The sequence below is a fragment of the Candidatus Cloacimonadota bacterium genome (genome assembly GCA_028706475.1).
Lineage (GTDB): Bacteria > Cloacimonadota > Cloacimonadia > Cloacimonadales > Cloacimonadaceae > UBA5456.
In genome coordinates this window covers 1-23,571 of sequence record JAQWBI010000010.1, presented here as the reverse complement: position 1 = coordinate 23,571, position 23,571 = coordinate 1, and the positions used below count along the sequence as shown (strand labels likewise).

The following is a 23,571-nucleotide window of genomic DNA, read 5'->3' as shown; positions in this document are numbered from 1 at the left end:
TGCATAGTCGTCAAAATCGTCAATGAAATTCTTTACAGGAGCCTGCAATGCAATATGACCCCATCAAGGACAAGCTTGCCACCTACGTGTCCATATTCCCTGTTTTGCGAAAGCTCTTTTATCATATCCTGGATCAATTGCTTTTACGTCAACGATATGTGAAGCGGGAGATCAAACGTTACTTCAGGGATGGCTTTTCTTTCTATGATGCTGGTGCAGGCTTTTGCCAATATAGCGATTTCGTACTAAAAGCATATCCGAAAGCTGAGGTTTTTGCTTGCGATATCAAAAGTGACTACATAGAAAGTTATGCTGCCATTGCCAGCGATCATTTCAGCTTCGATTGTGCAGATTTGCAGTGCTTCGTACCCCCAAAACACTACAATCTTGCTATAGCCATAGATATTCTGGAACACATAGAAGACGACATCTCGGTTCTGCAAAACCTGCATAGTGCACTTTTTAGCGACGGTATCCTCATTATATCCACTCCGAGCGACATGGATGAAGCTGCAGCCTTTGCTGCAGAGCATGTTCGCCCCGGATACCGCAAAGCAGATCTGGAGCAAAAGCTGATAGACACCGGCTTTGAGATCGTCTCTTCACGCTTCAGTTATGGTTTTTGGGGCGCAATATCCTGGAATCTGATGATTAAGACTCCCCTGTCGCTTTATGCCCGGCATAAACTGCTCTGTTTATTATGGCCATTGTATTATGCAGTTATTTTCCTGCCAGCTCAGCTTTTTATGCTGCTTGATATGCTGCAGGACAATCCCAGAGGAACCGGAATAATACTGGTGGCGCGCAAAAAGAATTGACAGAAATGCACTCTCCCGACTACTTGAAATAACTTCAATCCTCTGGAGGAAAGATGAATCTCAAACGATCTGCGAACAGAAAATACAAGAAAGAGATAATCTTGGAGAAAGCGATCGAAGTATTCGCAATGAAAGGTTCGCAACAAACCACTATCTCCGATATCGCTAAAGCAGCGAAGATCGCACAGGGCACTATCTATGTCTATTTCCCCTGCAAAGAAGCCCTGCTGAATGAGTGCATGCAAGAGATCATCGCCCCTGTATTGCAATCTATTATTGATTCCACAAAGGACATTCCGGACACCATGGACCGCCTCTATGAATTCTTCATTCTCCATATTCGCTTGGTTGAAGCAAAGCCTTTTATCGCCAGGTTTCTCACGATGGAAGCACGCCAAAATGAAGATTTCTATGTCTCATTTCCAGATTACAATCCCCTGAAGCGGTATGTGGACTATGTGGAGACCATCACAAAGCTGGCCATCAACGAAAAACGTATCCGATCCATAGACCCCAAAGCCTTTGCTATCCTTCTGGTTGGGGCTATGGACTTTTCAATGAGTGTGTGGTTGATGCAAAAGGAAAAAATGGACATAGAGAAAGTGGCGCAGAGCATACGCGACATCCTGAAATATGGTATCAATGAATAAAGCATGCTTTGCTTTTCTGTTCATTTTTATACTCGTTAGCTCCCTTCAGGCTGTCGTATCCCTTCCTTTTTATGCCAGATGGCAATCACTAAATAACATGTACTATGATGCGACACAGAATGGTAAGGAACTTAGCTGGGACGAGTTGTACCGTGCTGAGATTGGCGTCAAAGAACTTCGCTACGATCGGATGTGCCTGGATATGGAGCTCAACACCGAACATTTTTTTGACCAAAGCCACATCAAACTAAAGAACATCATTTTCAGCGCGGAGATCAATCCTCGCTGGACGGTAAAAGCAGGCAGCAGAGAGTTTGGATACGGTACAGCTTTTGGGATGGATAATTTGCCTCCCTTGATATATGGATATGATACCTACAATTTTCAAATGATGCGTATGAATTCTCTTGGAATCCACCATCATTGCGGCTCATCATCCATTCTCAGCCTCGATCTGGGCGGCAATACTCACAATCAAGCCAGTGGATTGTTTGCTTACCACTACCGTAAACCAAGCATGAATCTCGTGGTTTCGGAGGAAATCCGTAGTATGGACAACCATTGGCGTACTCCCGTGTCTATCTCTGCCATTTCTGCTCAAGCAAAGAATACTGCTCTGGAGATTAATTCCACTTGCGCGCTCTCAATTCTACCGGGATGGGATTCTACCAAAGCTCATCATGAGCTCTATTTACAAGCGGAAGCCAAGCACAGTATCAAGGAAGAAAGCTCTCTCCATCTGGGAGCAGCATACACAATGCGGGAATATGCACCTTATGAAAACTCCCGCTATCAAATCCGTCTGGAACACTCAATCACCGACAAGATTGATGTGCTTCCCATCTGCCAACTGAATGTAATGGACAATGAAGAACTGTGGCAATACCGGCTTCTAGGCAATTACGAAGTTCTACCCCAATCAATAATTGGTCTCTATTATGAATACAGCTATTTCTCAGATACGAAAGGTCGCCATAGCATCGGTCTGGCCCTGTCTTTTGGCCTTGATCTTTCTGATGCTGCCAGCGGGATGTAGATTAGTATCTCCTTCATCCATCGAAACTCCCATTGTGGTACTCACTTTCGACGACCAGCATTTATCCGTATATGAAAAAGCATTCCCACTCATGCGTGAATTTGGTTATCGGGGTACCAATTTTGTAAATAGCGCTTCAATTGGTAATCAGGGTCTGATGAACTGGGAACAGATCAGAGAAATGGAACTGGATCACCATTGGGAAACCGGCGGACATACTTTGCATCATGAACAATTGAACCAATTGGACTTGGATGAAGCAGAGCAGAACCTGAATCAAGATTATCAAAATCTCCGCCTTCATGGCTTGAGACCCAGGTCTTTTGCGCTACCTCGCGGACAATGTCCCGAACAGGTCTATCCCATCATCCTGGATCTATATCAAAACATCCGCGGCAGCAGTGACTTTGCCATGCACTCCCCCATCGACCGTAAAGCTTTGGGATATTTGGCTTTTCAAAGCGGTTGGACGGAGGAACCTGTAAAACATAGAATCCTGCGCGGCATCATGAACAATGAATCAATCATCATCATCGGTTTTCATCGCTTTGACGCTGATACCAACGACTACCAGGACTCCTGCTCTTCACCGGTATTTCGAAACATTCTAAGCTTTCTGCAAGCACAGAACCTCAAAGTATTGCCCCTTCATGAAGCGGTAGAGGCAACATTGCGGAACTAAGCCAAAGATTCTCAACTCCCTTGTAATCATCCCATCTAGACCACTTTTCACTTGACGAAAATGACCTCTTCAAATCCATAGTATCATTAAATTCACATCCATAAAGGAGAGTCGATGAAACGTATAGCCTTTTGCCTGATCCTGCTCTGTATGTTTTTTGCCCTGTTTGCCGAAGAACCGATATATGGATCTCCCATCCGGTTCAGCCTGCTGGAAGGGCTCGATTACGATCTCAACCTTACCTTGGGTGCAAATGTAGGCCGCCTTTATGCCAATGTGAAATACAGTGTAAACAAACAAGATCTTCCCCAAACGGACTACTACAGCTTTTTCCTCAATAAAGAAGCACTATTGGAACACCTCCATATAAACGGAATGAATACTCAGTACTTTCTATGCTCAAATCTGCATCCCAAGCACTTCGTGCCCGAGTTGAAAAGGGATGATCTCATCCTTGCTGACAGTGATGTCTCATGCTATGCAATCGCAGCCGAAAGCTTGGAAAACTTGCCAGACACCTTAGAAATCTATCTTGAATACAGATTACCCCTGCCGGATTACTCAGTACTCGAAGACGGTAGAAAGGCAATCATGCTGGGAGACATCCCCTTCTTCTATCCCCGTAATCTGAATGCCAGTTCCGAAGTGAATATTCATGCTTTGAGTTCCATCTATCATAGCATGGATCGGATCATAAAAGAAGAAGACAGTGGTGGACTCAGAAGAATTGATACATTCTTCGTGGATATCCCCGATATCAAAATAAACCTCAATATATATATGCTAAATTAGCTCAGTTCGGTAGAGCAACTGATTCGTAATCAGTAGGTCGGGGGTTCGAATCCCCCATTTAGCTCCAGGGTTTACAGCCATTTGCCACAAATCTCACGGACGGTCTCACGGACAAAAAAAGTAAACAAATATTCCCGGTTATGCCCCGGGCATTTTGATCAACGCAGATGTATTATTTGAAGACAATATCTACGTCCTCGAACTCATTATACTTTTGAAGTTAGCTGAACCAATTGTTTTCCCTTGGCTTCATCCATACATGAAGCAGATATCATCGGGTCATCATCGAGTACTGACTGCTTGATAACACCTTGATTTCTGGTTGAACACTACTTGAGCCTGGCAGAAGAGTCTCTCAGGAGAATCGCATAAGGTTTTTTATGCCACATGACTGCAGAGGAAGTGCTCTGATATGGAGTTCCCTTTGATAATTTGTACATAATGCAATTGTAAAGAAATATATAGCTTACCTGATTGGAAGCCTATAAACCCAAATAATGCACGGAGTTCAAGACACCTATGCTATCTATCTTATGTTAATATAAGCTAAGGGGTGGCTTGGACTTCGGGCAATGCATAGAATCCACCCCAGTTATTGAAGTCCATGTGACCATATAACATATAGATATACAATAAGATACATGAGATCAAATGAACTCCATCGCATCATCCGAGATAAATGCAGCAATAAATTTATATGGAAAAATGGATAGGAGTTACTTATTGAGGTCTTCGATCTGTTCAATCAGCATGACGGCAGCGTTTTTCAGCTTCTCGAGATCTTCATCGTTTTCAATAACCATATCCACCATAGTTGCCTTCTGATAATCCGGCATTTGCTGTTCCAACCGCTTGATTTGATTCTCCCAACTATCGGGATTTCTTTGCTTTATGCGCTCGATGACCAGTTCCAAGGGACTTCTGACGAGTACGATGAAGTCAAATCGATCTTCCAGACTGGCTTCAAAGAGGAGCGGGATTTCAAAGAATCGGGCTTTTGCGGAAGGTTCCGAGAGTAATCTGTCCACTTCAGCTACTACCAAGGGGTGTAGAATGCTATTCAGATACGCCAGTTCTTGTGGTTGATTGAATACAATCTCGGCGATGCGTAAACGGTCGGGATTCTGACCCGAAAACACAGCATCTCCCCAGCGCTTTCTGAGAAAAGGAGACAATTCTGGCAACATCCGGTTAGCGATGAGATCTGCGTAATATACCTTGTATCCCAAAGCTTCCAAACAGGCACAAAAGCTGCTCTTGCCACTGCCGATATTGCCCGTGATACCGATGTTCATTATTCTATTTTCCGGCATCGCTGATGATCTGCATCAATTCTTCAAAGGCAATGTTCTGAGTGATTTGTCCGCCACGAGCAACTGAGACCTGCCCAGTTTGTTCCGATACAATGACGGCTATGGCGTCGGAAATCTCCGTGATCCCGATTCCCGCCAGATGGCGTGTGCCAAACTTACGGGAGTACTCGGAGTTTTTGGAGAGTGGTAATACTACTTTAGCTGCCATAATCCGGTTTCCCCTGATAATGATGGCTCCGTCGTGAAGAACAGTTTTGGTATTGAAAATGGTAAGTATCAGCCGCATGGAGATCAGTGAGTCGATCTGTTCACCAGCCTGGATATATTCATTCAGTTTGCGTTTGTTTTCCAGGACTATGAGAGCGCCAGTCTTTCGAAAGCTCATAGATGAAACCGCATCGATCAAAGGCGTATAGAGTGAGGACTTTTCTCCTCGAGTAAAGACGGACTTCAGTTCCTTGGCAAGATTTAGATTGGAAATGATGGTGCGTAGTTCAGGTTGAAAGAGGATTACTATAGCCATAATCCAATAGGTACGTATGCCGCTTAGCAAACCTGAAAGCACCTTCAATTCGAATAAGCTTGCTATAAAGTAGAGTACCAACAGGAAGAGCAAACCCCACAGTACCTGATAGCCACCGGACTTGCGTATGATGAGTAGCGATTGGTAGATTAAAAAGGCTATAATGAATATATCTACAATATCTTTGAAGCGTGGAATGAGAAATTCCATTATGTTTCTCCCATAACTGCAACTGCGGCAAGCACTTTGAGGAATTGTGCATGTTCATATACGTCGTGGACTCGGATGATCTGCGCTTTGCTGAGGCAAGCAAGCATTGTGGTTGTGAGTGTTCCACCGATGCGTCGATGAACTTCGGATCGAGTTATCTCATCGATAAAGCGTTTTCGCGAAGTGCCCAAGAGTAAGGGTATATTCAGATCATTGAAGCTGTCCAGAGATGATAACAGCTTCAGATTATGCTCCAAATTCTTTCCAAATCCGATGCCCGGATCCAGGATCAGACGCTGGGGATAGATTCCCATCATTATAGCATATTCACTGCGTTCTTTCAGAAAGTCGTGAACCTCTTTCACTACATCTTGATACTCAGGTTTATCTTGCATGTTTTCTGGCCTGCCCTGCATATGCATGAGAACCAAACGCGTATCTTTGGCTTCTGCTAATACCTGCACCATATCAGGATCATTACGTAAAGCGGAGACATCGTTGATGATGTCCGCACCCAATGCTATGGCTTTGCGTGCCACAGAAGCTTTTTGCGTATCGATGGATATCTGTATATGGGGAAAGCTTTGCTTCAACTTGGTCAATACAGGTTCAATCCTCCCCCATTCGAGTTCGGCAGAGACTTCCTTTGAACCTGGTCGTGTGGATTCAGCACCAATATCCAAAATTGTCGCTCCGGCAAAGATCAACTCTTGCGCGTAGCTTATTGCGGAGTCTGTGCTAAGGTATCTTCCACCATCTGAAAATGAATCTTCGGTAAGGTTGAGTATTCCCATGATACTGGGGATGCTAATAGATTTAAAGATATCTTTCAACATAGCAGCTACTTCAAGCGGAAATTGCACCGGATTTGATAGAGCTTACGGGGATTGTATGCACCAGTGAAGCCAAAACGCCAGCTTCGCATGGCTTCATACAAAGAGTACCAATGTTCCGCCTTGCGATAAGAAATGACTTTGATGCTGTTCATATCCACAGTTCCATCCCGGTTAATGCTAAATTCCACCACCACACTATCGTCCATCAATGGCGTGATAGAGGGGATTGTTTCCCTGATAAAAAAGACATCTGCCCCACCTTCAATCAGACTTGATGAATAGGCCAGGGATTCGCCATTACCAACCCGGCCGTCGTCCTTAAGAGCTGAGATGTTATCACGGCTGATTGTACTGGGATCTATGATTACATTTTGCTGTTCTGTGTTTTCCCAATGCGGATTCTCAATAAGAGGAGTAGTGGGCTCGACCTCCTCAGAAGCTGTTGGATCGGATGGTTTTGTGCTATCCTCGCCGAATTCTGCTTGGGGAAATGCTTTGCCTACCACACCAGGTTCCATCTCGGTGATCCACTCAAACTGATGCCATCTTTGCCGAGTATCAATGTTGATATACAGGAAGCCAAGTAATAGCAATAGAAGCAGATGAATGAATCCGGAGATAAGATATGGACTATAAGCTTTGCTGGATTTCACTGACCTTCCACCTCTGTGGCTACAAAGATTTTCTCGAATCCGGAGCTACGTATGGTATCCATCAGATTGATCAACTTTTGCAAAGGTAGATTTTCCTCTGCTGAGAGCCTTACAACCTGATCTGGGCTTTGATAGTCCTTTCTGAGGCGTTCATCTAACTGCTCGAAGGAGATGGCTTCATTGTTATAATAGACCCTGTCATCGGAAAAATAGGTTATGGATATGTTTTGCAGACTGTGCCGGCTCGCTGTTTTGGAGCCTGGCAGCTTTACCGGTAATCCGTTTTGGCTACTAAAATTTGAGGCAATCAAGAGAAAGATAATCAGGAGGAAGACAACGTCGGTCATCGATATCAGAACGGTGGAGCTAATCTTTTTCTTGGAGAGCTCTAATTTCACGATTGCTTCCTCATACGGATAGTGTATTCTACTCCACTTTCCTGCATCGTCTTTACGATGTTTTCCAGGTTTTGAACTATGTCATTGTAGAATATGATCGCGACAATGCCAACAATCAAACCGCCAATAGTGGTCAAAAGTGCTTCCCAGATACCACCGGCAAGTAAACTGATATCCACTCCCCCGCTGCTGTGAATCTGGATGCTCATGAAGACGCGAACCATGCCGATAACCGTACCCAGAAAACCTATAAGAGGGGCTATCGCTGCAAAGGTGCTAAGCCATCCCATACCTTTTTCCAGTTTATGCAGCTCACTCTGAGCAGCGGTCTCCATGCTCTGGGTTATCAATTCACTATCATCAGTTTTGGCATTGATAAGCTTATCCAGCATTACTGCCATGGGGCTATCGGAATCAACTTCGGAGAGGGCCTTCCTGAGCGAAGAGGGATCATTATATGGTTCCAGGTGCTTCAATAGCTTTTTATTGCTCTTCAGCACTCTGAAGATCTGGCGATACTTCTCGATTACGATGGCGATCACTGCAATTGACAAGAGAAGTAGCACATACATCAAGATGCCACCGCGAAGCATAAGAGAAAGAACAGTCATAATACCTCATAGTTCATTCTAATAAAGATGCCCTTCTTCGTGCTACTCAATTGTGCAGGTTTTTAGTCCCACAAAATAAGCATCAGCTAAAAGAAGGGCTCCCGCTATTGTTTTCTATATCTTTTTTATCCGTGGTTCTTCATGAAGTCTTTCATGAACTCTGCCAGAACGTAAGTTGCGTTCAGAGGGAGTGAATTGTAGGTGCTGGCACGGCAGCCGCCTACGTCGCGATGTCCTTTCAGACCGATCATTCCGGCTTTCTTGGCTTCGCTTACAAAGAGAGCTTCAAGTTCCTCGGTACCCAGATTGAAGGTAATATTCATCAATGAACGGTCTTCTTTCACTGCAGCCCCTTTGTAGAAGCCGTTGGAAGCATCGATCACATCATAGATGTATTTAGCTTTAGCTTGATTGTTCTGGGCAACCTTGGTGAGTCCGCCCATATCTTCAATCCATTTCAGCACCAGACCAATCATGTAGATAGTGAAGCAGGGAGGAGTATTGTACATGGAACCTTTGCTGGCGTGGACATTGTAGTCCAACATGGAGGGCAGGTCTTTCTGGGCAGTGACAAGGTAGTCTTTTTTAATGATCACAACCACGCATCCGGCGGGACCAACGTTCTTCTGAGCACCGGCATAGATCATGGAATACTTTTTCACATCGATGGGTTTGCTCATGAAGTTCGAGCTCATATCGGCAATCAAAGGAACACCGGAGACAACATCCGGATCATGATGCCATTCGGTACCATAGATGGTGTTGTTTGTAGTGATATGCAAGTAAGCTGGATTTTCCGATAGTTCATAGCTTTTGGGAATATAGCTAAATTTCTTGTCTTCCGAACTGGCTGCCACATGATGAGCTTTGCCTATCTTTTTTGCTTCAGAGATGGCCTTCTTGCTCCATACACCGGTATTGATGTAGTTTCCTACCTTACCTTCCGGAATGAAGTTCATCGGCACCATCAAGAACTGCATGCTGGCGCCGCCTTGCAGGAAAAGGACATCATAATCATCACCAAGACCGTAAATGCGTTTTACGGCTGCGTGAGTTTCGTCGATAATAGCTTGGAATTCTTTGCTGCGATGGCTCATCTCCATCACGGAAAGGCCCATGCCTTTATAATTGAATAGGTCTGCCTGAGCTTCACGAAGAACTTCTTCGGGGAGCACTGCGGGTCCCGCGTTGAAATTGTGTACGCGTTCCATTTGGATCCTCCTGGATGTATTTTTTGTACTTTGGTGCAAGGATTTCAGATGCTATTCTTTCAGGCAAGCTATTTTTTTACTCATGAGAATTTTGTTGACGTATAATGGGTCTTGCCAAGTGTGACTCAAAGGAATAATCCAATGATAGATAAGATATTAAAGAATTATAAGGTTATCCTGGCATCTGCCTCTCCTCGACGCAAAGAAATTTTTGCGCTCTTGGGAATTGAGTGCAAAATACGCATAAGCGACATCGATGAGCCAATCTCGGGAGAAGATCCCGCCCTACAAGCGATGATGCATGCAAAGAATAAGTGTAGCGCTATTCTAGCCAGTGCCGGTAGTCAGGACTTGGTGGTTGCCGCTGATACTATCGTAGTATTGGAAAACCATATCTTGGGTAAACCTGTTGATGCTTTGGAAGCGCGCAGTTACTTAAAATCTCTAAGCGGAAAAGGCCATATGGTGATAACAGGCATCTGCATTGGTAGCCTAGAGTATCAAAGGTTCGCTTATGAAAGCACTAAAGTATTCTTTGCGCCTTTGAATGACAACGAAATTGAAGACTATATACTTACCCAAGAACCCATGGACAAAGCCGGAGCTTATGGTATTCAGGGTTTTGGCAGTCAATTTATTACTCGTATCGAAGGCTGTTACTTCAACGTGATGGGCTTCCCAGTACGCAGGTTTTACGAAACCATCAGCAATATGAAACTGGAAGGCAAACTGTGAACTACTTTTATAATGGTCATTTTTGGATAGGCAATGCATTCGATGAGGATGTGCGGGGAATCCTTTGTGAAAAAGGGAAGATTAAGGATATCGTGTATCAAGATTGTGATCTTGATAACAACCTCTTTGGCATAGATTTACATGGCGCTTATGTATTTCCGGGATTCATAGATACTCATACTCATAGCTTTGAAGGCGGCTTGTATTCCCTGATGATAGACCTTTCTTCAGCTCGAAATCTGGAGGATGTATTTACGATGATCGCCGAGGGCAGCGTTGACAAGGGTAATTGTGTGTTCGCCTGGAACTTCGATGAGAGGAAAATCACTGAAGGCCGCTTCCCAACCAAAGCAGAACTGGATAAAGTAGTGCCGGACAAGAACCTGGTTTTAAGAAGAATCGACGGACATTGCTGCATAATAAATACCTTTGCCTTCAACAATATTACCCGCACAATCCGGAAAGCCTTTTGTGAAGACGATATACTGAAAGGTGTAGAGAACGACAAAGCAGTGCATTGGTTTCACAGCAATTTGGATAATGAGCTCATCCTAAGGTCATATCAATCAGCTTCTCAGATTGCTTTGAAGGGAGGCTTTGGAACCGTTCACACTATGGTAGGTGATGCCGATATGTCCATGGGGCATTACGATCTCTTAGAAAAGCATCTGTTTGAGCTTGCCGTGGATTATGTCCTGTACCCCCAATCTTTCAATATTGAAGCCGCATTGGATATGGGCGCAACCAGAATCGGGGGATGTATCCTTGCCGACGGCTCAATTGGCAGCCTCACTGCAGCATTCTTCCAGCCTTATCAAGGACGGCCAATTTTTGGTACTCTGTACCAAAGCGATCAGTTTTGGTACGACTTCATCAGTAAAGCTCATAATCACAATCTTCAAGTGGGAGTTCATTGCATCGGAGATCGCGCTATCAGCCAGATAAATAACGTGTATCTCAAACTGGCGCAAGAGGATTACAGGGATCTGCGGCATCAATTGATCCACTGTGAAGTAACGGACAACGATTTACTGAGCCAAATCCAGGATTCTACAGCGATTCCAGTAATGCAGCCTGCGTTTGATATGCTTTGGGGTGGAGACAAGGGATTCTATGCACAAATGTTGGGTCCGGAACGTTCCCGAAGCATGAATCGGTTTAAGAGTATGATGAACCTCGGCATCTCAATCACCGGCTCTTCGGATTGGTATATCACGGAGTTGGACATCCGAAAGTCTCTTTATGCCGCCATGAATCACCACAATCCCCATGAGCGGCTGAGCCTTGCCGAAGCAGTGCAAATCTACTCCAGCAATGCAGCTCGCTTGTCTCATGATGAACATCGTTGGGGAGAGATAAAAAAAGGCATGGATGCGGATTTTACCATGTTAAATTATATACCTTCAGCGAAAGAACCAGATTTGGCACAAAAAGTAGTAATGGTGGTCAAAAAAGAACAAGTTCTATATGAAAATATGTCAGATTGATCAGTCAGAAATCGAAAGCATGGTATCTGAAGAGCTTCGTCTGCATCCGTTTCTGGAACCTGTTGATCTGTATAAACTGCTTTATCAGGCCCTATACGGCCCTTTTCATATAGTGCGGGATTTCAAACAACTCTGTCTGGGGATAAGCGCAGAAATCTGGCGGATCACAGAACCATATCTTCCTCACTATCAGGATATTGGCCCTGGTTATACCAGGATCAGCCTGAGTTCTATCAAGCATGATGGTAGCGTTGATAGACTCAATGAAAGAATTGAAAGCTTGAGTAATTGGATTCTTGCTTCTTGTATGCTATGCGAAGATGTGAGACAAGACTTCCGTGAACGCTGGCGGAACAACAGACACCTTTTGAGTAATGCGCTGCCTGCAAGTCCTGAAGCCTGGCAATTGGCCGATTCCTTGGCAGAGAGAGGTGAACTGCCCTCTCATTCCAAGCTGTTCCATCAACATTACGAACCCCATTACCGTTTAGTTGATATGAGTTTGAAGCAATATCGAGAAGATTTTTTGGAGCTAAATACATGAAAACCATTCGAGTTCGTTTTGCCCCCAGCCCAACTGGCTATCTGCATATTGGCGGATTGAGAACCGCACTGTACGACTACCTTTTTGCCCGCAAGACTGGAGGTAAATGCATCCTCCGCATTGAAGATACGGACCAAAGCCGCGAAGTAAGCGGAGCAGCAGAAATGCTAATCAACACACTCCATGAACTGGGCATCGATTTTGATGAAAGCCCGGTACAAGGCGGCGAGTTCGGCCCCTACATACAATCAGAAAGATTGGAACTGTATCGCAAACATGCTGATGAACTGGTAAGAAGCAATCATGCTTACCATTGCTTTTGTAGTCCTGATACATTGCAGAAGATGAGGGAGGATCAGCAGGCTCGAGGAGAATTTGTGAAGTATGACCGCAGATGCCTGGAGCTCAGTAAGGAAGAAGTACAGGCCAAACTCTCAGCCGGAGAATCCAGCGTGATACGCTTAAAAATGCCTGACAACCGTAGATTTGGTTTTGATGACGTAATTCGTGGTCATGTGGAAATGGATGCCTCGCAAAGCGATGATCAAGTGTTGATCAAATCAGACGGATTTCCAACCTATCATTTGGCAGCAACAGTGGACGATCACTATATGCAAATCTCGCATGTCATTCGTGGTGAAGAGTGGCTATCCTCCACTCCAAAGCATATCTGGCTGTATGAATGTCTAGGATGGGATGCACCTCAATGGGTACATCTGCCCCTGATCCTGAACACGGATAGAAGCAAATTGAGCAAGCGTATGAACGATGTATCCGTTGATAGCTATCTACAGAAAGGCTACTTGAAAGAAGCATTATTAAACTTTGTAGCTCTCTTGGGGTGGCATTCTGTTGACGATCGTGAGCTATACACATTGGATGAACTATGTGAAGCTTTTGACTTGGAGAGAGTGAATAAAGCAGGAGCCATCTTTGACCTATCCAAGCTGGATTGGATGAATGGCCAATATCTGCGCAGTCTGCCTTTGGAGACAGTTGCCGAACGCGCTCTACCATGGTTCGACGCATTGGATATCAAAGATATCGATACATACCATAGAATTATCTCAGCTGCGCGGGAAAGATGTACTTTGCTGCCTGAGTTGGCAGAGTATTCCAAGATGTTCCTCTCCCCCACACCCATATGTGAGAAAGACCTTGAGTTTATCCGCTGTGAAAGCTCGCAAAAAGTACTGAGATGGTATGTGGAAGCATTGGTTGCCACTACGGAATCCGAAGAAGCAATTTCAGAGCTAGCGAATCGCGGGATAGCAGAACTGGGTATCAAAGGAAAGAACTTTTATCTGCCTCTCAGACTGGCATTGATTGGTCAGCAACACGGACCGGACATGTTCACAACAGTATCGATCCTGGGAAAGGATGAAGCTGTTAAAAGACTCAGTGCTTTCCTGCTCGATTGATCGCCCGTAGTTCCATCTATTAGAATATCAGTACATTCACTGAACGAACAGCTTCTAATGCTTTAGTGGCATGGTTACAAATACAGTAGTTCCTTCATTCTCCTTGCTTCTGATCCAGATCTTGCCTTTATGCAGTTCAGCTATACGTTTTGAGGTAGATAGTCCCAATCCCAGCCCGCTGGAACGATACTCCACAGTACCAGATTTGTGAGCATAGATTTCATTGAGTTCATAGAACTTGCGGAAAACATTCTTCAATTGATACTCTGGAATGCCGATACCGTTGTCTTGAACATAGATCACCATGCTATCCTTACCTTCCAGTTTTTCCTGTTGAAATGCTGCTTTACGCGCTCCAATCACCACTGTGCCAAAATCATTGGTAAATCGAATCGCGTTCAAAACCAGATTATAGATCATCAGATGCAGTGCTTCCCAGTTCACCATTATCGGAGGAAGGTCTTTTTCTATCTCCAAGCGGATGAACATCTTCCGTTTCCGTGATAGTATTTCCACTTCTTGCTGAATCAGTTCCAGGATTTCCGAGATATCAACAGCAGCCATACTAAGACTCTTTTTCAGATTGTAATTGTTCATGGTGTTGATATCTCCGGTGGTCATGATCAGTTTTTTTACGGAATTCTCGATCTTGTTCAAGATGTCCTTACGTTCATCTTCATCCACGTATAAATTGCGTTTCAGGCGCGACACATAGCTCTGTAAAGTAGTCAATGGAGTATTGAGTTCGTGCGAGACTATCGCCATAAACTCATCCTTAAGCATCTCAAAGGAGTTTAACTCCGTGCTTTTTTGCAGAATGCTTTCGTATAGCATCGCGTTTTTAATGGCAATGGAAATCTGTTCTATAAATAGTGTAATGATCTCTTGTTTAAGATACATACCCCTGCTATTGTCATCCATATTATCAAGATATAGGAAGCCAAAGATACTTTCATCAACCGTTATGGGCACACAGAATATGGTGTGAAGCTGAAAATCCTGAACGCTTATCGCAGCTTTGAATCGGTTGTCCTCCAAAGCATTATAAGTACTGACCATCTCCAGAGTGCTTTGTGAGAGCGAAAGTACAGACTTGCTGACTCCAGCGACGTTGCCCAGAATCTGTTTTTGCCTGTCAATCTGCACTTTATAGATGTTGTTACCGTCGCTATCCTTTTTGATCAGAAAACCTCTACCGGCATTTGTAAAATCTATGGCACTGGAGACAATCTCATGTTCCAGATCGCTGATTTCCACAATGCGCATCATTTCATGAGAGATCTTCATCAAATCGTTCATCTTTTGGATGCGCAGAGTTATTTCCGAGAAATCTTGAATGCGCACTATCAGAGCAGAGAGGTGCTGTTTGATGTTGCGCATAATAGATATTTCCTGCTTGGTAAAAGGCAATTCCCCATCATCATTCAATGCAAGATAACCCACTCGTTTCATGCCTGTTTGCAGAGGTATTATCGCCATGTTCTTACCATCAATCACGCTCAACACAAGATTCTCATTACGCATAGCTTTATCGATGTCCTGCCCCAATTGCGGATCAACCACGCTGGATTGAGAACTATTGTATTGATGGAAAGTAGTGTAATTCTGAATTCTGTCACTATATTCCATCAATCTGAACTGCCAAGGGCTCAAAACTTCATGGATACCTTTTCCAATAAGGAATTTGATGCGATCCACATTGTAAACGTTTGCTATGTTGAAGAGGAGCTCGTTCCACTTGTGTCTAAGGTCCTTGGCTCGAGACTTCACAGGAATCAGATTGAACTTGCGGAGTTGATTAAGTTTATATAGGTTTACTTCCAGGTAGTTGCTTCTATCATCTTCAGGTGTATTCTCAGTAATTTGTTCCAAATAGCCTTGGTATTCTGCGTAACTATGTTCTGCATGATCGTCTTGTTTCAGTTCCAGTAAAACCTGGATACGTATCTGATACAGCTCAACAAAGAGCTGATAGTATTCATATTCCTGCCATTCAAGGAAATACTTTTTAACCTTCCGCAAAATCTCTCGTAAGGGAATCTTCTCATTCATCAAGTCCACTCGCAGTTGCAGAATGTCCAATTTGCATAACCAATAGCGATAGTGGTTCTCTTCTGATATTAAGCGCGCTTTATCGATCAATTCCTGGGCTTTTTCATAGTCACCCAAACCATAATGACAGGCAGTTTCCAAGATATAAAACACATTTATGGCGTAAGTATTATTGATCTCGCCAGCATGGCGGATTGCTAGCTTCAATTCCGCCAGAGCTTTCTCATAGTCATGTTCGGACATAGCAATCAAGCTTAGTACATTGTGATGAAACTCCTCTTCATGCAGATGCTTGAAATCGATTTGAACGTTGCTGCTTAGAAGTTTGCGAAGTTTCTTGGTACTCATCATTTCGCTTAGATAATAGAAATATGTCTTCACTAAAGGATTTATCTCACGCAATTTTCCTCGGGTAAGTTCCGGTTGACTTTCAAGAATAAACTCGTAGTAATGACCAAAACCCTTTATTTTACTTTTTGCCAGTGCCAAGTTTCGCTGGATAGAATCAATATAGGTCACACTACTGATGGATCGGATCAAATCGCGGCAAGAAATCAATAGGGTTTCAGCTTCTCTAAACTCACCCATTTTGATCTTGGCCTCACCTTGATTCAATAGTGCCAAGGCTTTTATGGTGGTGAGATTCAGCTCATTTGCGTATTTGTATGCCAGCTGGGAGTAACTGCTTGATTGCACTGTGATGCCTTGTTTGAGATAGAGATCCGAAAGGTTATTGTAGATAAGTCCCCAGAAACGCCTGATGTTGTATCGTTTCCAGATGCTGAGAGCCATATTCAGGTGTTCAGTGGCTTCGTCGATGTTCTTCAGATCGCTGTGGAATACCCCCAGATCATTGTGCATGGAAGCCAGGCGAACCATTACCCGGGAATCGTGCTCCGGAGGTATAGTCTCCAAAAAGTCTTCAAGAGTCTTAATTGCACGGTCATAGTCTTTCTTTTGTCCGTAATACACTGCCAGGCGATCAGTAAAGACTATATGCAAATCAAGAGGTAATTTAGATGCCAGCGCAAGATCCAGATACTGCTTAGCTTTTTCCGGCTCAGAACGCAGATATACTTGAATGTAACCTATCCAAACCAGAAGTTGTTGCTTACCTGTAATAATAAGGCTTTCTGCTTTTTGGAAGCTCTCTAGTGCGGCTTTAAGATCTTCACGCATAAAGAGTATAGTGCCGATACTGTGATATTTCTCAAACAACTCGGGTATCTGGTCTGCGTTGTCCAGTAAAAATCCAGCGCGCTCAAAAAAGCCAGTTAGTTCAGTCTTTTCTTGAAAGATTGCCAGATCATTTATCACATCTTTGGTTTCTACTTCAGTGCGAGGATCGAAATCCAGTTTGAGAACACTTAACATGGCATCGTAAGCCTGAGACTGTTCATAGTCTTCGCTCAAGAGATTTGAGAGCTTCAAATAATACGTGCGGGCAGATTGCAGATCCTGTGCAATGAATGCATTTTCGATCAATCCCAAGCAGGTGTCTTTGTCAATGATCTCTTTTCGGGCATAAAACTTCAAAATCCGTTTTGATACCAGCACATGAACCTTGTGGTCAGATTCCGAGAACATACGGTCTTTTGCTTCTATGAAGCTAAAACTGTAGTACTTGCCTTTCTTGCTGAGTATCTCGTTGTAGGTGGCATCATTCAGCAGGTTGTAGAGTTCGGTATCCTTCAACTTGAGTATGTAAATAATCAATTCCCGGCTCAAGGGGGTCTGTACGATGCTTAGCTTTTGCAGTAAGGCATAATTTTGAGAAGTAAGATGGCTCATTCTGGAATAGATCGAGTGCAGGAGGCGTGAGGGCAGTTGATAATATTTAAGGCTCTCCGGAAAGATGACTTCATCTTCCAATACTATGCTTTTCCTCTGCACCAGATCGATAAGAATTTCACGGATGAAGTGGGGATTACCAGAGCTTCTCCGATATAGCTCTTCACATATATTATCTGGTGCAGGCACAGGTAGCAGCTTGTCTATGTAGGATTTACTTTCATCAATGTTCAAGAAAGGAAGATTAATCATCACCGTATGATTGATCTGGCTGACTTTATTAAAGTCGTTGCAGGATAGCACAATCATCATCTTTTTCTGTATCAGGATCGGAGACATGAAGTTGATGAAATCTATGGTGTGCCGATTCACATAATGGAAGTTGCGAATGATGAATATGATGGGCTTATGCTCTGATAGATGAACTAGGAGACTCTTTACGCTTTCAAAATCCAATTTGAGCTCTTCTGCGCTCTGACTGAGTGCTTTAGCTTCTTGCTCTTCACCAAACAGGTATTGTTTAAATTTTTTCGATATCTGTGCCAGAAATTCATGACCTTCTACCTCTTCATCACTGAGAGACTGCACATATTCCTTGATCAGTGCGAAAAAGGCTTCATGTTCAGTGCGAGTGCAGGAGTAATCGAAAAGGAAAAATTCACCGCCCAACAAATGATAGCGGAATAGGGATAATATACTGTCTTTCCCGAGACCGTCTCCCCCTATCACGGAGATAATCTTACCATTTGCTTCACAAACGGAAGGGACAAAATCAAGGATCTGATGAGAATACTTACCCCGCACAATATAACTATTGAAACGTAAAGTGTTTACAATGGACCAAGATGCAGAAAACGGGTATTCATCGTGATGAATTCGGTTTATATAACCAATGATCTCCTGACCGCTTTGAAACCTGTTCTCTGGATTACGTTCCAAAAGCCGTAGAATAAAGCGCTCCAGTTCTGGTGGTATGCTCTTATTAAGCGAGGAAGGAAAATTGGGAATAAAGTACTGATGCCCACCCGTTATCAGAGCATTCAATTGATCCACACTAAAAGGAAATGAACCAGTACAAAGGCGATACAACAACACACCCAGGCTGTAGAAATCACTGCGCTCGGTAGCTTGTTGCCCCATTAGCAATTCTGGAGCAATGTAGGGTAATGTTCCAGATACATGCTGACTGTCTCGCGAAGGATCTACCTTAGAAAAACCATAATCTATTAGATTGATCACGATATGAGGGCCTTCCATGCGATACAATACATTCTCCAGTTTGAGGTCTTTGTGCAGAATATTCTGATTGTGCAGGGCATGTAAAGCGTATGAGATCTGGACTACAATGTCATAGATAAAACTGATCCTGGCTTTGGAGAATCGATAGTTGACTAGGGTCTTGCCTTCAAAATAATCCGATATGAAGTAGATGTGGTCACCCACGTGTCCAAAATCCACAACATGAGATAAATTGGGATGCTCTATCTTTGTGATGTGATGCATATCTTCCGCACTAAAATAGCGGTAAAGCTCTTCTGATGATAGATATTGAAACAGCTTCAGACTATATAGTTTGTTTGTGCGGATATCCCGAACTTTATATACATTCGCCCAGCTTCCCGATCCGAGACTCTCCAAAACTTCATAACGATGATCTATGTACATCAACTGCTCCCATAGCATGATAAGCCTATTTTTCCACATAAATCATACTGTCAATCAGAATCTTTCCTAGTGACTCTTCAAGGTACGAATGTCGTTCTGCTGCTAGGCTGCCATACCCAAATTTGGCTGATACTTTTAACAAACGATTAAACTTAGAAAATGGAGTTCATTTGACCTTACGTTTCTTATTGTATACCTATACGTTATGCGGTCAAATGGACTTCAGTTACAGGGGTATATTCTATGAATTGCCTGAAGTCTAAACCACCCTTTAACTTATTTTAACAGGGATATATAGCATAGGTATCTTGAACTCCAGCACATTGATACATCTACCAAACGGTTCAAAAGCTTCATTCCTCCTCTGGTTTATCGATACTTGAACCTGATATTATCGGGTGATCATCGAGGGAACACAGGATGATAACGGCTTGATATCAGCTTCAACACTGCATAGAACAAAGGGAAAGAGGAGAATGATTCAAAAGCTCCCTTGGGTCGCTGTGGCAATTCGTGGAATACCACACCAAGCCTGACATGACACTGGATAGTTTTCGAGTTTTAACTCGGATAATGCGATTGGATTTCATTTGACCTTATATCTTATAGTATATCTATAGTTATAAGGTCTAATGTACTTCAATATCTGTGGTGAATTCTCTGCATTACACGAAGTCCAAGCCACCCCTTAGTTTATTTTAACAGAGATAGATAGCATAGGTGTCTTGAACTCCGTGCATTTAAGCTCCCCAATTACTCGCTATAGTTGCACAACAATGCTTATAATCTTCTACCGTTTACGGTTCTAGAGTGTTTGTAGTGTTCCAAGTTTGGAAAAAGGGGTTACATAACGATAGTTCTATGATGCTCAGATCACTTTTTTCCCTTGAACATATCGTAGCCGTGCTTCCAGCGTTTGTGTACCCAAAACCAATGATCGGGGTATTTATGGATGTAGTCTTCCGTTATGCGAATTATCTTATTAAGGATGATGGCAATATTCTCTTCATTGTCTTCCAGTTCCGGATGGTATATCATTTTGGAAAACTCAAAGATGATTTTGTCTTCAGGACTCCGGATCACAAAACCGGGGACAATGGGAATCTGATAACGCAAGCTTAGCTTTGCCACACCTTTCCAGTGTGAAGCGGGATATCCCAAAAAATCCAGAATGATACCTTTGCTACCGGCATTTTGGTCTGCCATAATTGCTACAACGCGCTTTTCAGAAAGGTCGGAGATGATTTTGCGCAGACCATGCTTCATATCGATAATATGCATTCCGCTACGTGTTCTGATGGCATTTGTGTAGGCATCAAAGAGTGTATTCCGTTGTTTCTTTACAATCACGCTTAGAGGAATTCCCTGGAGCGGTAGAATCCTTGCTGCTTCCCAGTTTCCGAAATGAGCTGCTGCCATCAAGACTCCTTTGCCTAGATTTCGAGCTTCTTGCATATATTCGGAGCCTACGATAATCGACTTTTCGCTTAAGGCACTATCGTCCATAAAGTACTCTTCTAATATGTTCAAGGCCATTTGACGATAGATTCCTCTGATCAAGCAGTTTATTTTGGCTGTAGACCAAGTGGGATACACATGTCTGATCTGAGTATCAGCTACATCCCTGCGAATGCGCAGATGATAACCGATGGTCATGAATAGAAACATAATGATCGCTCTGCAAATCCTGTAGGGTAATGCACCAAGCAGGGCTATCAAAGCTCTAAATGGATAGTACTCCAAGGCGTTCTGAATGGCTTTACTATTGGTCTTCAAAGTTTATCAGCTCAGCACATTCAGTTTGTTCATCAACACATTTTTGGACACAGCACCGATGGAACTGTCCTGCAGTATACCATCTCGAAAAAACAAAAGAGTGGGAATACTCATCACACTATGCTTTCCAGCTAGTTCGGGATAATCGTCCACATTTACTTTACCGATTGTAATATCTTGATGCTCGGATGCCAATTCTTCCAAAATGGGAGCAATCATATTGCATGGGCCACACCATGGAGCCCAGAAATCAATGATAACCTGTCCTTGTGCAATAACATCAGAAAAGTTCGTATCTGTAACTTCTATTATCATGTGATACTCCTTATTGTCCTTTATAGAGAAGATAAGTGCATCCTGACTCCATGCAAGCTCCTAATGGCAATCGACTAATTGTAACCCAAAACAGGTTTCAACTGATTCATTGTTGAGCTACGATTATACAGATTGCTTGCTGGAAAAGCAAACTCCCCAAACCATAATCGTTTAGGATCGGGGAGTTCACGATCTCGTGTGCTCTGGCAAAGCTACAAGTATGTCCAGGCTTTATTAGAAAAAGAGATCTCTGTTTCCAGCTTTCAACTCGGTCAGTTTCTCAATCACGGATTGCTTCATCTTGGGATCTTCGATCTTGGCAATCTCCCTGTCAATTAACTCTAATCCGCTCTTGCGGGTACGCTCTGATGAGAAATCGAAGAGGTATTCCGCAAAAGTAAGCAGAGCATTGGGAGTGCAAAACCTTTTCACAAAACCGGGGATGGCAAATTCCATAAAATGCTCACCCGTTCTACCAGCTCTGTAACAGGAAGTGCAAAACGATGGGATGTAACCACCTTTAGCAAGTTCATAGATCACATCGTCCAAAGATCGCGTATCACCCAGTACAAACTGGGATTTTTTGCGAGACTCATCATCCTTGTGTGAATAATCGCCTACACCGATTGAGCTTCCGGCATCGATTTGCGAGACTCCAAAGCGCAGAACTTCATTGCGAATTTCAATTGATTCGCGAGCCGTAAGAATCATGCCGGTATAAGGTACGCTGAGACGAATAACAGCTACCAACAGTTTGAAGTCTTCATCCGATACCCTGAAAGGAGGATGCTGGGTAAAAGCGGTTCCAATGGCAGGTTCGATGCGCGGGAATGAAATGGTATGAGGACCTACGCCAAAGGTATCTTCCAAATGAATGGTATGATACAATAATGACATTACCTCAAAGCGCCAATCATACAAACCCATCAACGCACCAATGCCCAGATCGTCGATCCCTGCCTTCATGGCACGGTCTAAGCCGTCCAAGCGCCACAGAAAGCTGCTCTTTGGACCCTTGGGATGTAGTTTTTCATAAGTCTTCTGGTGGTATGTCTCCTGGAATATTTGATAGGTTCCGATACCAACAGACTTAACCACCCTGTACCCTTCAATATCCATGGGAGCAGCGTTTATGTTTACTCTGCGAATTTCACCCTTCTTGTATTTGGTGTCATATACCGTTTGCACTGTCTCCGCGATGTACTTCGGATCATACATCGGATGCTCACCATAGACCATGATAAGACGTTTATGTCCCGTCTCAACCAAAGATTTGGTTTCTTCAACCAATTGTTCGTGACTGAGGGTGCTGCGTTGGCATTCTTTGTTCGATATACGAAATCCGCAATAAACGCAGTCGTTTACACATTCGTTACCCACGTAAAGAGGTGCAAATAGAACAATACGGTTTCCATATATCCGTTCCTTCAGTTCATGTGCCCCTTCCATGATCATCTTTCGCAATTCTGGATCTTTAACGTTGACTAGAGCTGCGGTTTCTGCTGGTTCCAATCTGTTCTTATCCAGTGACTTTTGGATGATGTCCCTGATTCTGCTTGCGGAAGCGTTTTTTTCACTTTCCAGCAAAGCTTCGATCGTGGCATCTGGGATAAAGGATTTGATTCCTTCTGTGCTAATCTTCATTTTTATCTCCTGGTTCAATTTTCAAAGTCTGTGTTTTCACTCTCACACCGTCCAACATGCCCATCTTTCCAGAAAATGCTCCCATCTCGGAAGTTTCCATTTCCATGATCAGAAAGATAACAGATGCACCCCAATCCCGCATAGGATAGCCCACCCGCAACAATATATGCGGGGCATGACTATGCAGCATTTCACTAACAGGTTGAAAGGCCTTTTCGATATCATCTACGATGATGGTTACCACATGTCTTCTTACTGTCATAATTCTTCCAATGATAGCGAAAAGAGAATACTTTGATGGCACAATCAGGAGGATTTCATTCCACCCTTGATGCCAGAACGAATCTCTCATCGCAGGTATTTTGTACCATGATAAAATGGAGATGAAATCTGGCAAGAGAAAATTAT

The 23,571-nt window shown here is 43.5% G+C and carries 21 protein-coding genes and 1 tRNA gene; 10 read left to right on the top strand and 12 right to left on the bottom strand.

The genetic code is table 11. The features are described 5' to 3' along the window. The first annotated feature begins 47 nt into the window (after nt 1–47). The 6 genes from PHF32_03375 (at nt 48) to PHF32_03350 (ending at nt 4,045) form a co-directional block, all read left to right on the top strand. On the top strand, nt 48–818 hold the full coding sequence (locus PHF32_03375; protein ID MDD4559769.1) for a methyltransferase domain-containing protein: 771 nt from the start codon (nt 48–50) through the stop codon (nt 816–818). Nucleotides 819–871: 53 nt separating this feature from the next. Further along, complete coding sequence (locus PHF32_03370; GenBank protein MDD4559768.1) at nt 872–1,468, top strand: TetR/AcrR family transcriptional regulator; 597 nt, start codon at nt 872–874, stop codon at nt 1,466–1,468. A 97-nt stretch (nt 1,469–1,565) separates the two neighbouring features. Continuing rightward, nucleotides 1,566–2,504 carry a hypothetical protein gene (locus PHF32_03365; protein ID MDD4559767.1) on the top strand — a complete coding sequence of 313 codons (939 nt, stop codon included), beginning with the start codon at nt 1,566–1,568 and terminating at the stop codon, nt 2,502–2,504. Then, nucleotides 2,467–3,186, top strand: coding sequence for a polysaccharide deacetylase family protein (locus PHF32_03360; GenBank protein MDD4559766.1), 720 nt, complete (start codon nt 2,467–2,469; stop codon nt 3,184–3,186). Before PHF32_03365 ends, PHF32_03360 begins: the two co-directional genes overlap by 38 nt. Before the next feature lie 114 nt (nt 3,187–3,300). Then, a complete protein-coding gene (locus tag PHF32_03355) occupies nt 3,301–3,978 on the top strand; it encodes a hypothetical protein (protein MDD4559765.1) in 678 nt (225 codons plus the stop codon). After that, a tRNA-Thr gene (locus PHF32_03350) sits at nt 3,969–4,045 on the top strand. Before PHF32_03355 ends, PHF32_03350 begins: the two co-directional genes overlap by 10 nt. 649 nt (nt 4,046–4,694) lie before the next feature. Here PHF32_03350 and coaE read toward each other — a convergent pair. The 7 genes from coaE to serC form a co-directional block, all read right to left on the bottom strand. Beyond that, nucleotides 4,695–5,273, bottom strand: coding sequence for a dephospho-CoA kinase (gene coaE, locus PHF32_03345; protein MDD4559764.1), 579 nt, complete (start codon nt 5,271–5,273; stop codon nt 4,695–4,697). A gap of 4 nt (nt 5,274–5,277) precedes the next feature. Then, nucleotides 5,278–6,024, bottom strand: a complete 747-nt coding sequence (gene cdaA, locus PHF32_03340) for a diadenylate cyclase CdaA (GenBank protein ID MDD4559763.1) — start codon at nt 6,022–6,024, stop codon at nt 5,278–5,280. Continuing rightward, nucleotides 6,024–6,860, bottom strand: a complete 837-nt coding sequence (gene folP, locus PHF32_03335) for a dihydropteroate synthase (GenBank protein ID MDD4559762.1) — start codon at nt 6,858–6,860, stop codon at nt 6,024–6,026. Before folP ends, cdaA begins: the two co-directional genes overlap by 1 nt. 5 nt (nt 6,861–6,865) lie before the next feature. Next, nucleotides 6,866–7,513 carry a hypothetical protein gene (locus PHF32_03330; protein ID MDD4559761.1) on the bottom strand — a complete coding sequence of 216 codons (648 nt, stop codon included), beginning with the start codon at nt 7,511–7,513 and terminating at the stop codon, nt 6,866–6,868. Further along, nucleotides 7,510–7,911, bottom strand: a complete 402-nt coding sequence (locus tag PHF32_03325; protein ID MDD4559760.1) for a biopolymer transporter ExbD — start codon at nt 7,909–7,911, stop codon at nt 7,510–7,512. Before PHF32_03325 ends, PHF32_03330 begins: the two co-directional genes overlap by 4 nt. Beyond that, nucleotides 7,908–8,522: a MotA/TolQ/ExbB proton channel family protein gene (locus tag PHF32_03320; protein MDD4559759.1), complete on the bottom strand. Its 615-nt coding sequence runs from the start codon at nt 8,520–8,522 to the stop codon at nt 7,908–7,910. Before PHF32_03320 ends, PHF32_03325 begins: the two co-directional genes overlap by 4 nt. Nucleotides 8,523–8,647: 125 nt before the next feature. Beyond that, entirely contained in the window at nt 8,648–9,733 is a 1,086-nt protein-coding gene (gene serC / locus PHF32_03315) for a 3-phosphoserine/phosphohydroxythreonine transaminase (GenBank protein MDD4559758.1), read from the bottom strand. A gap of 141 nt (nt 9,734–9,874) precedes the next feature. On the opposite strand from serC, the gene PHF32_03310 reads away from it, so the two are divergent. From PHF32_03310 to gltX, 4 genes are read left to right on the top strand one after another with little or no spacing between them, the layout of a single operon-like run. Next, a complete protein-coding gene (locus PHF32_03310) occupies nt 9,875–10,468 on the top strand; it encodes a Maf family protein (protein MDD4559757.1) in 594 nt (197 codons plus the stop codon). Next, nucleotides 10,465–11,955, top strand: coding sequence for an amidohydrolase family protein (locus PHF32_03305; GenBank protein MDD4559756.1), 1,491 nt, complete (start codon nt 10,465–10,467; stop codon nt 11,953–11,955). Before PHF32_03310 ends, PHF32_03305 begins: the two co-directional genes overlap by 4 nt. Beyond that, nucleotides 11,936–12,499, top strand: a complete 564-nt coding sequence (locus PHF32_03300; protein MDD4559755.1) for a hypothetical protein — start codon at nt 11,936–11,938, stop codon at nt 12,497–12,499. The genes PHF32_03305 and PHF32_03300 overlap by 20 nt, the downstream gene beginning before the upstream one ends. Beyond that, nucleotides 12,496–13,920, top strand: coding sequence for a glutamate--tRNA ligase (gene gltX, locus PHF32_03295; protein MDD4559754.1), 1,425 nt, complete (start codon nt 12,496–12,498; stop codon nt 13,918–13,920). Before PHF32_03300 ends, gltX begins: the two co-directional genes overlap by 4 nt. Before the next feature lie 54 nt (nt 13,921–13,974). On the opposite strand, the gene PHF32_03290 is transcribed toward gltX, so the two are convergent. The 5 genes from PHF32_03290 to PHF32_03270 all read right to left on the bottom strand — a co-directional run bounded on the left by PHF32_03290 (nt 13,975) and on the right by PHF32_03270 (nt 23,425). Continuing rightward, complete coding sequence (locus PHF32_03290) at nt 13,975–19,428, bottom strand: ATP-binding protein (protein MDD4559753.1); 5,454 nt, start codon at nt 19,426–19,428, stop codon at nt 13,975–13,977. Between the two features lie 873 nt (nt 19,429–20,301). Beyond that, the gene (locus PHF32_03285; GenBank protein MDD4559752.1) at nt 20,302–21,204 is read right to left on the bottom strand and encodes a lysophospholipid acyltransferase family protein; all 903 of its coding nucleotides are present in this window, start codon (nt 21,202–21,204) and stop codon (nt 20,302–20,304) included. A gap of 6 nt (nt 21,205–21,210) precedes the next feature. Further along, nucleotides 21,211–21,519 carry a thioredoxin gene (gene trxA / locus PHF32_03280; GenBank protein MDD4559751.1) on the bottom strand — a complete coding sequence of 103 codons (309 nt, stop codon included), beginning with the start codon at nt 21,517–21,519 and terminating at the stop codon, nt 21,211–21,213. A 234-nt stretch (nt 21,520–21,753) separates the two neighbouring features. Then, on the bottom strand, nt 21,754–23,163 hold the full coding sequence (hydG, locus tag PHF32_03275) for a [FeFe] hydrogenase H-cluster radical SAM maturase HydG (GenBank protein ID MDD4559750.1): 1,410 nt from the start codon (nt 23,161–23,163) through the stop codon (nt 21,754–21,756). Further along, complete coding sequence (locus PHF32_03270) at nt 23,153–23,425, bottom strand: iron-only hydrogenase system regulator (protein MDD4559749.1); 273 nt, start codon at nt 23,423–23,425, stop codon at nt 23,153–23,155. The genes hydG and PHF32_03270 overlap by 11 nt, the downstream gene beginning before the upstream one ends. Nucleotides 23,426–23,571: the final 146 nt, after the last annotated feature.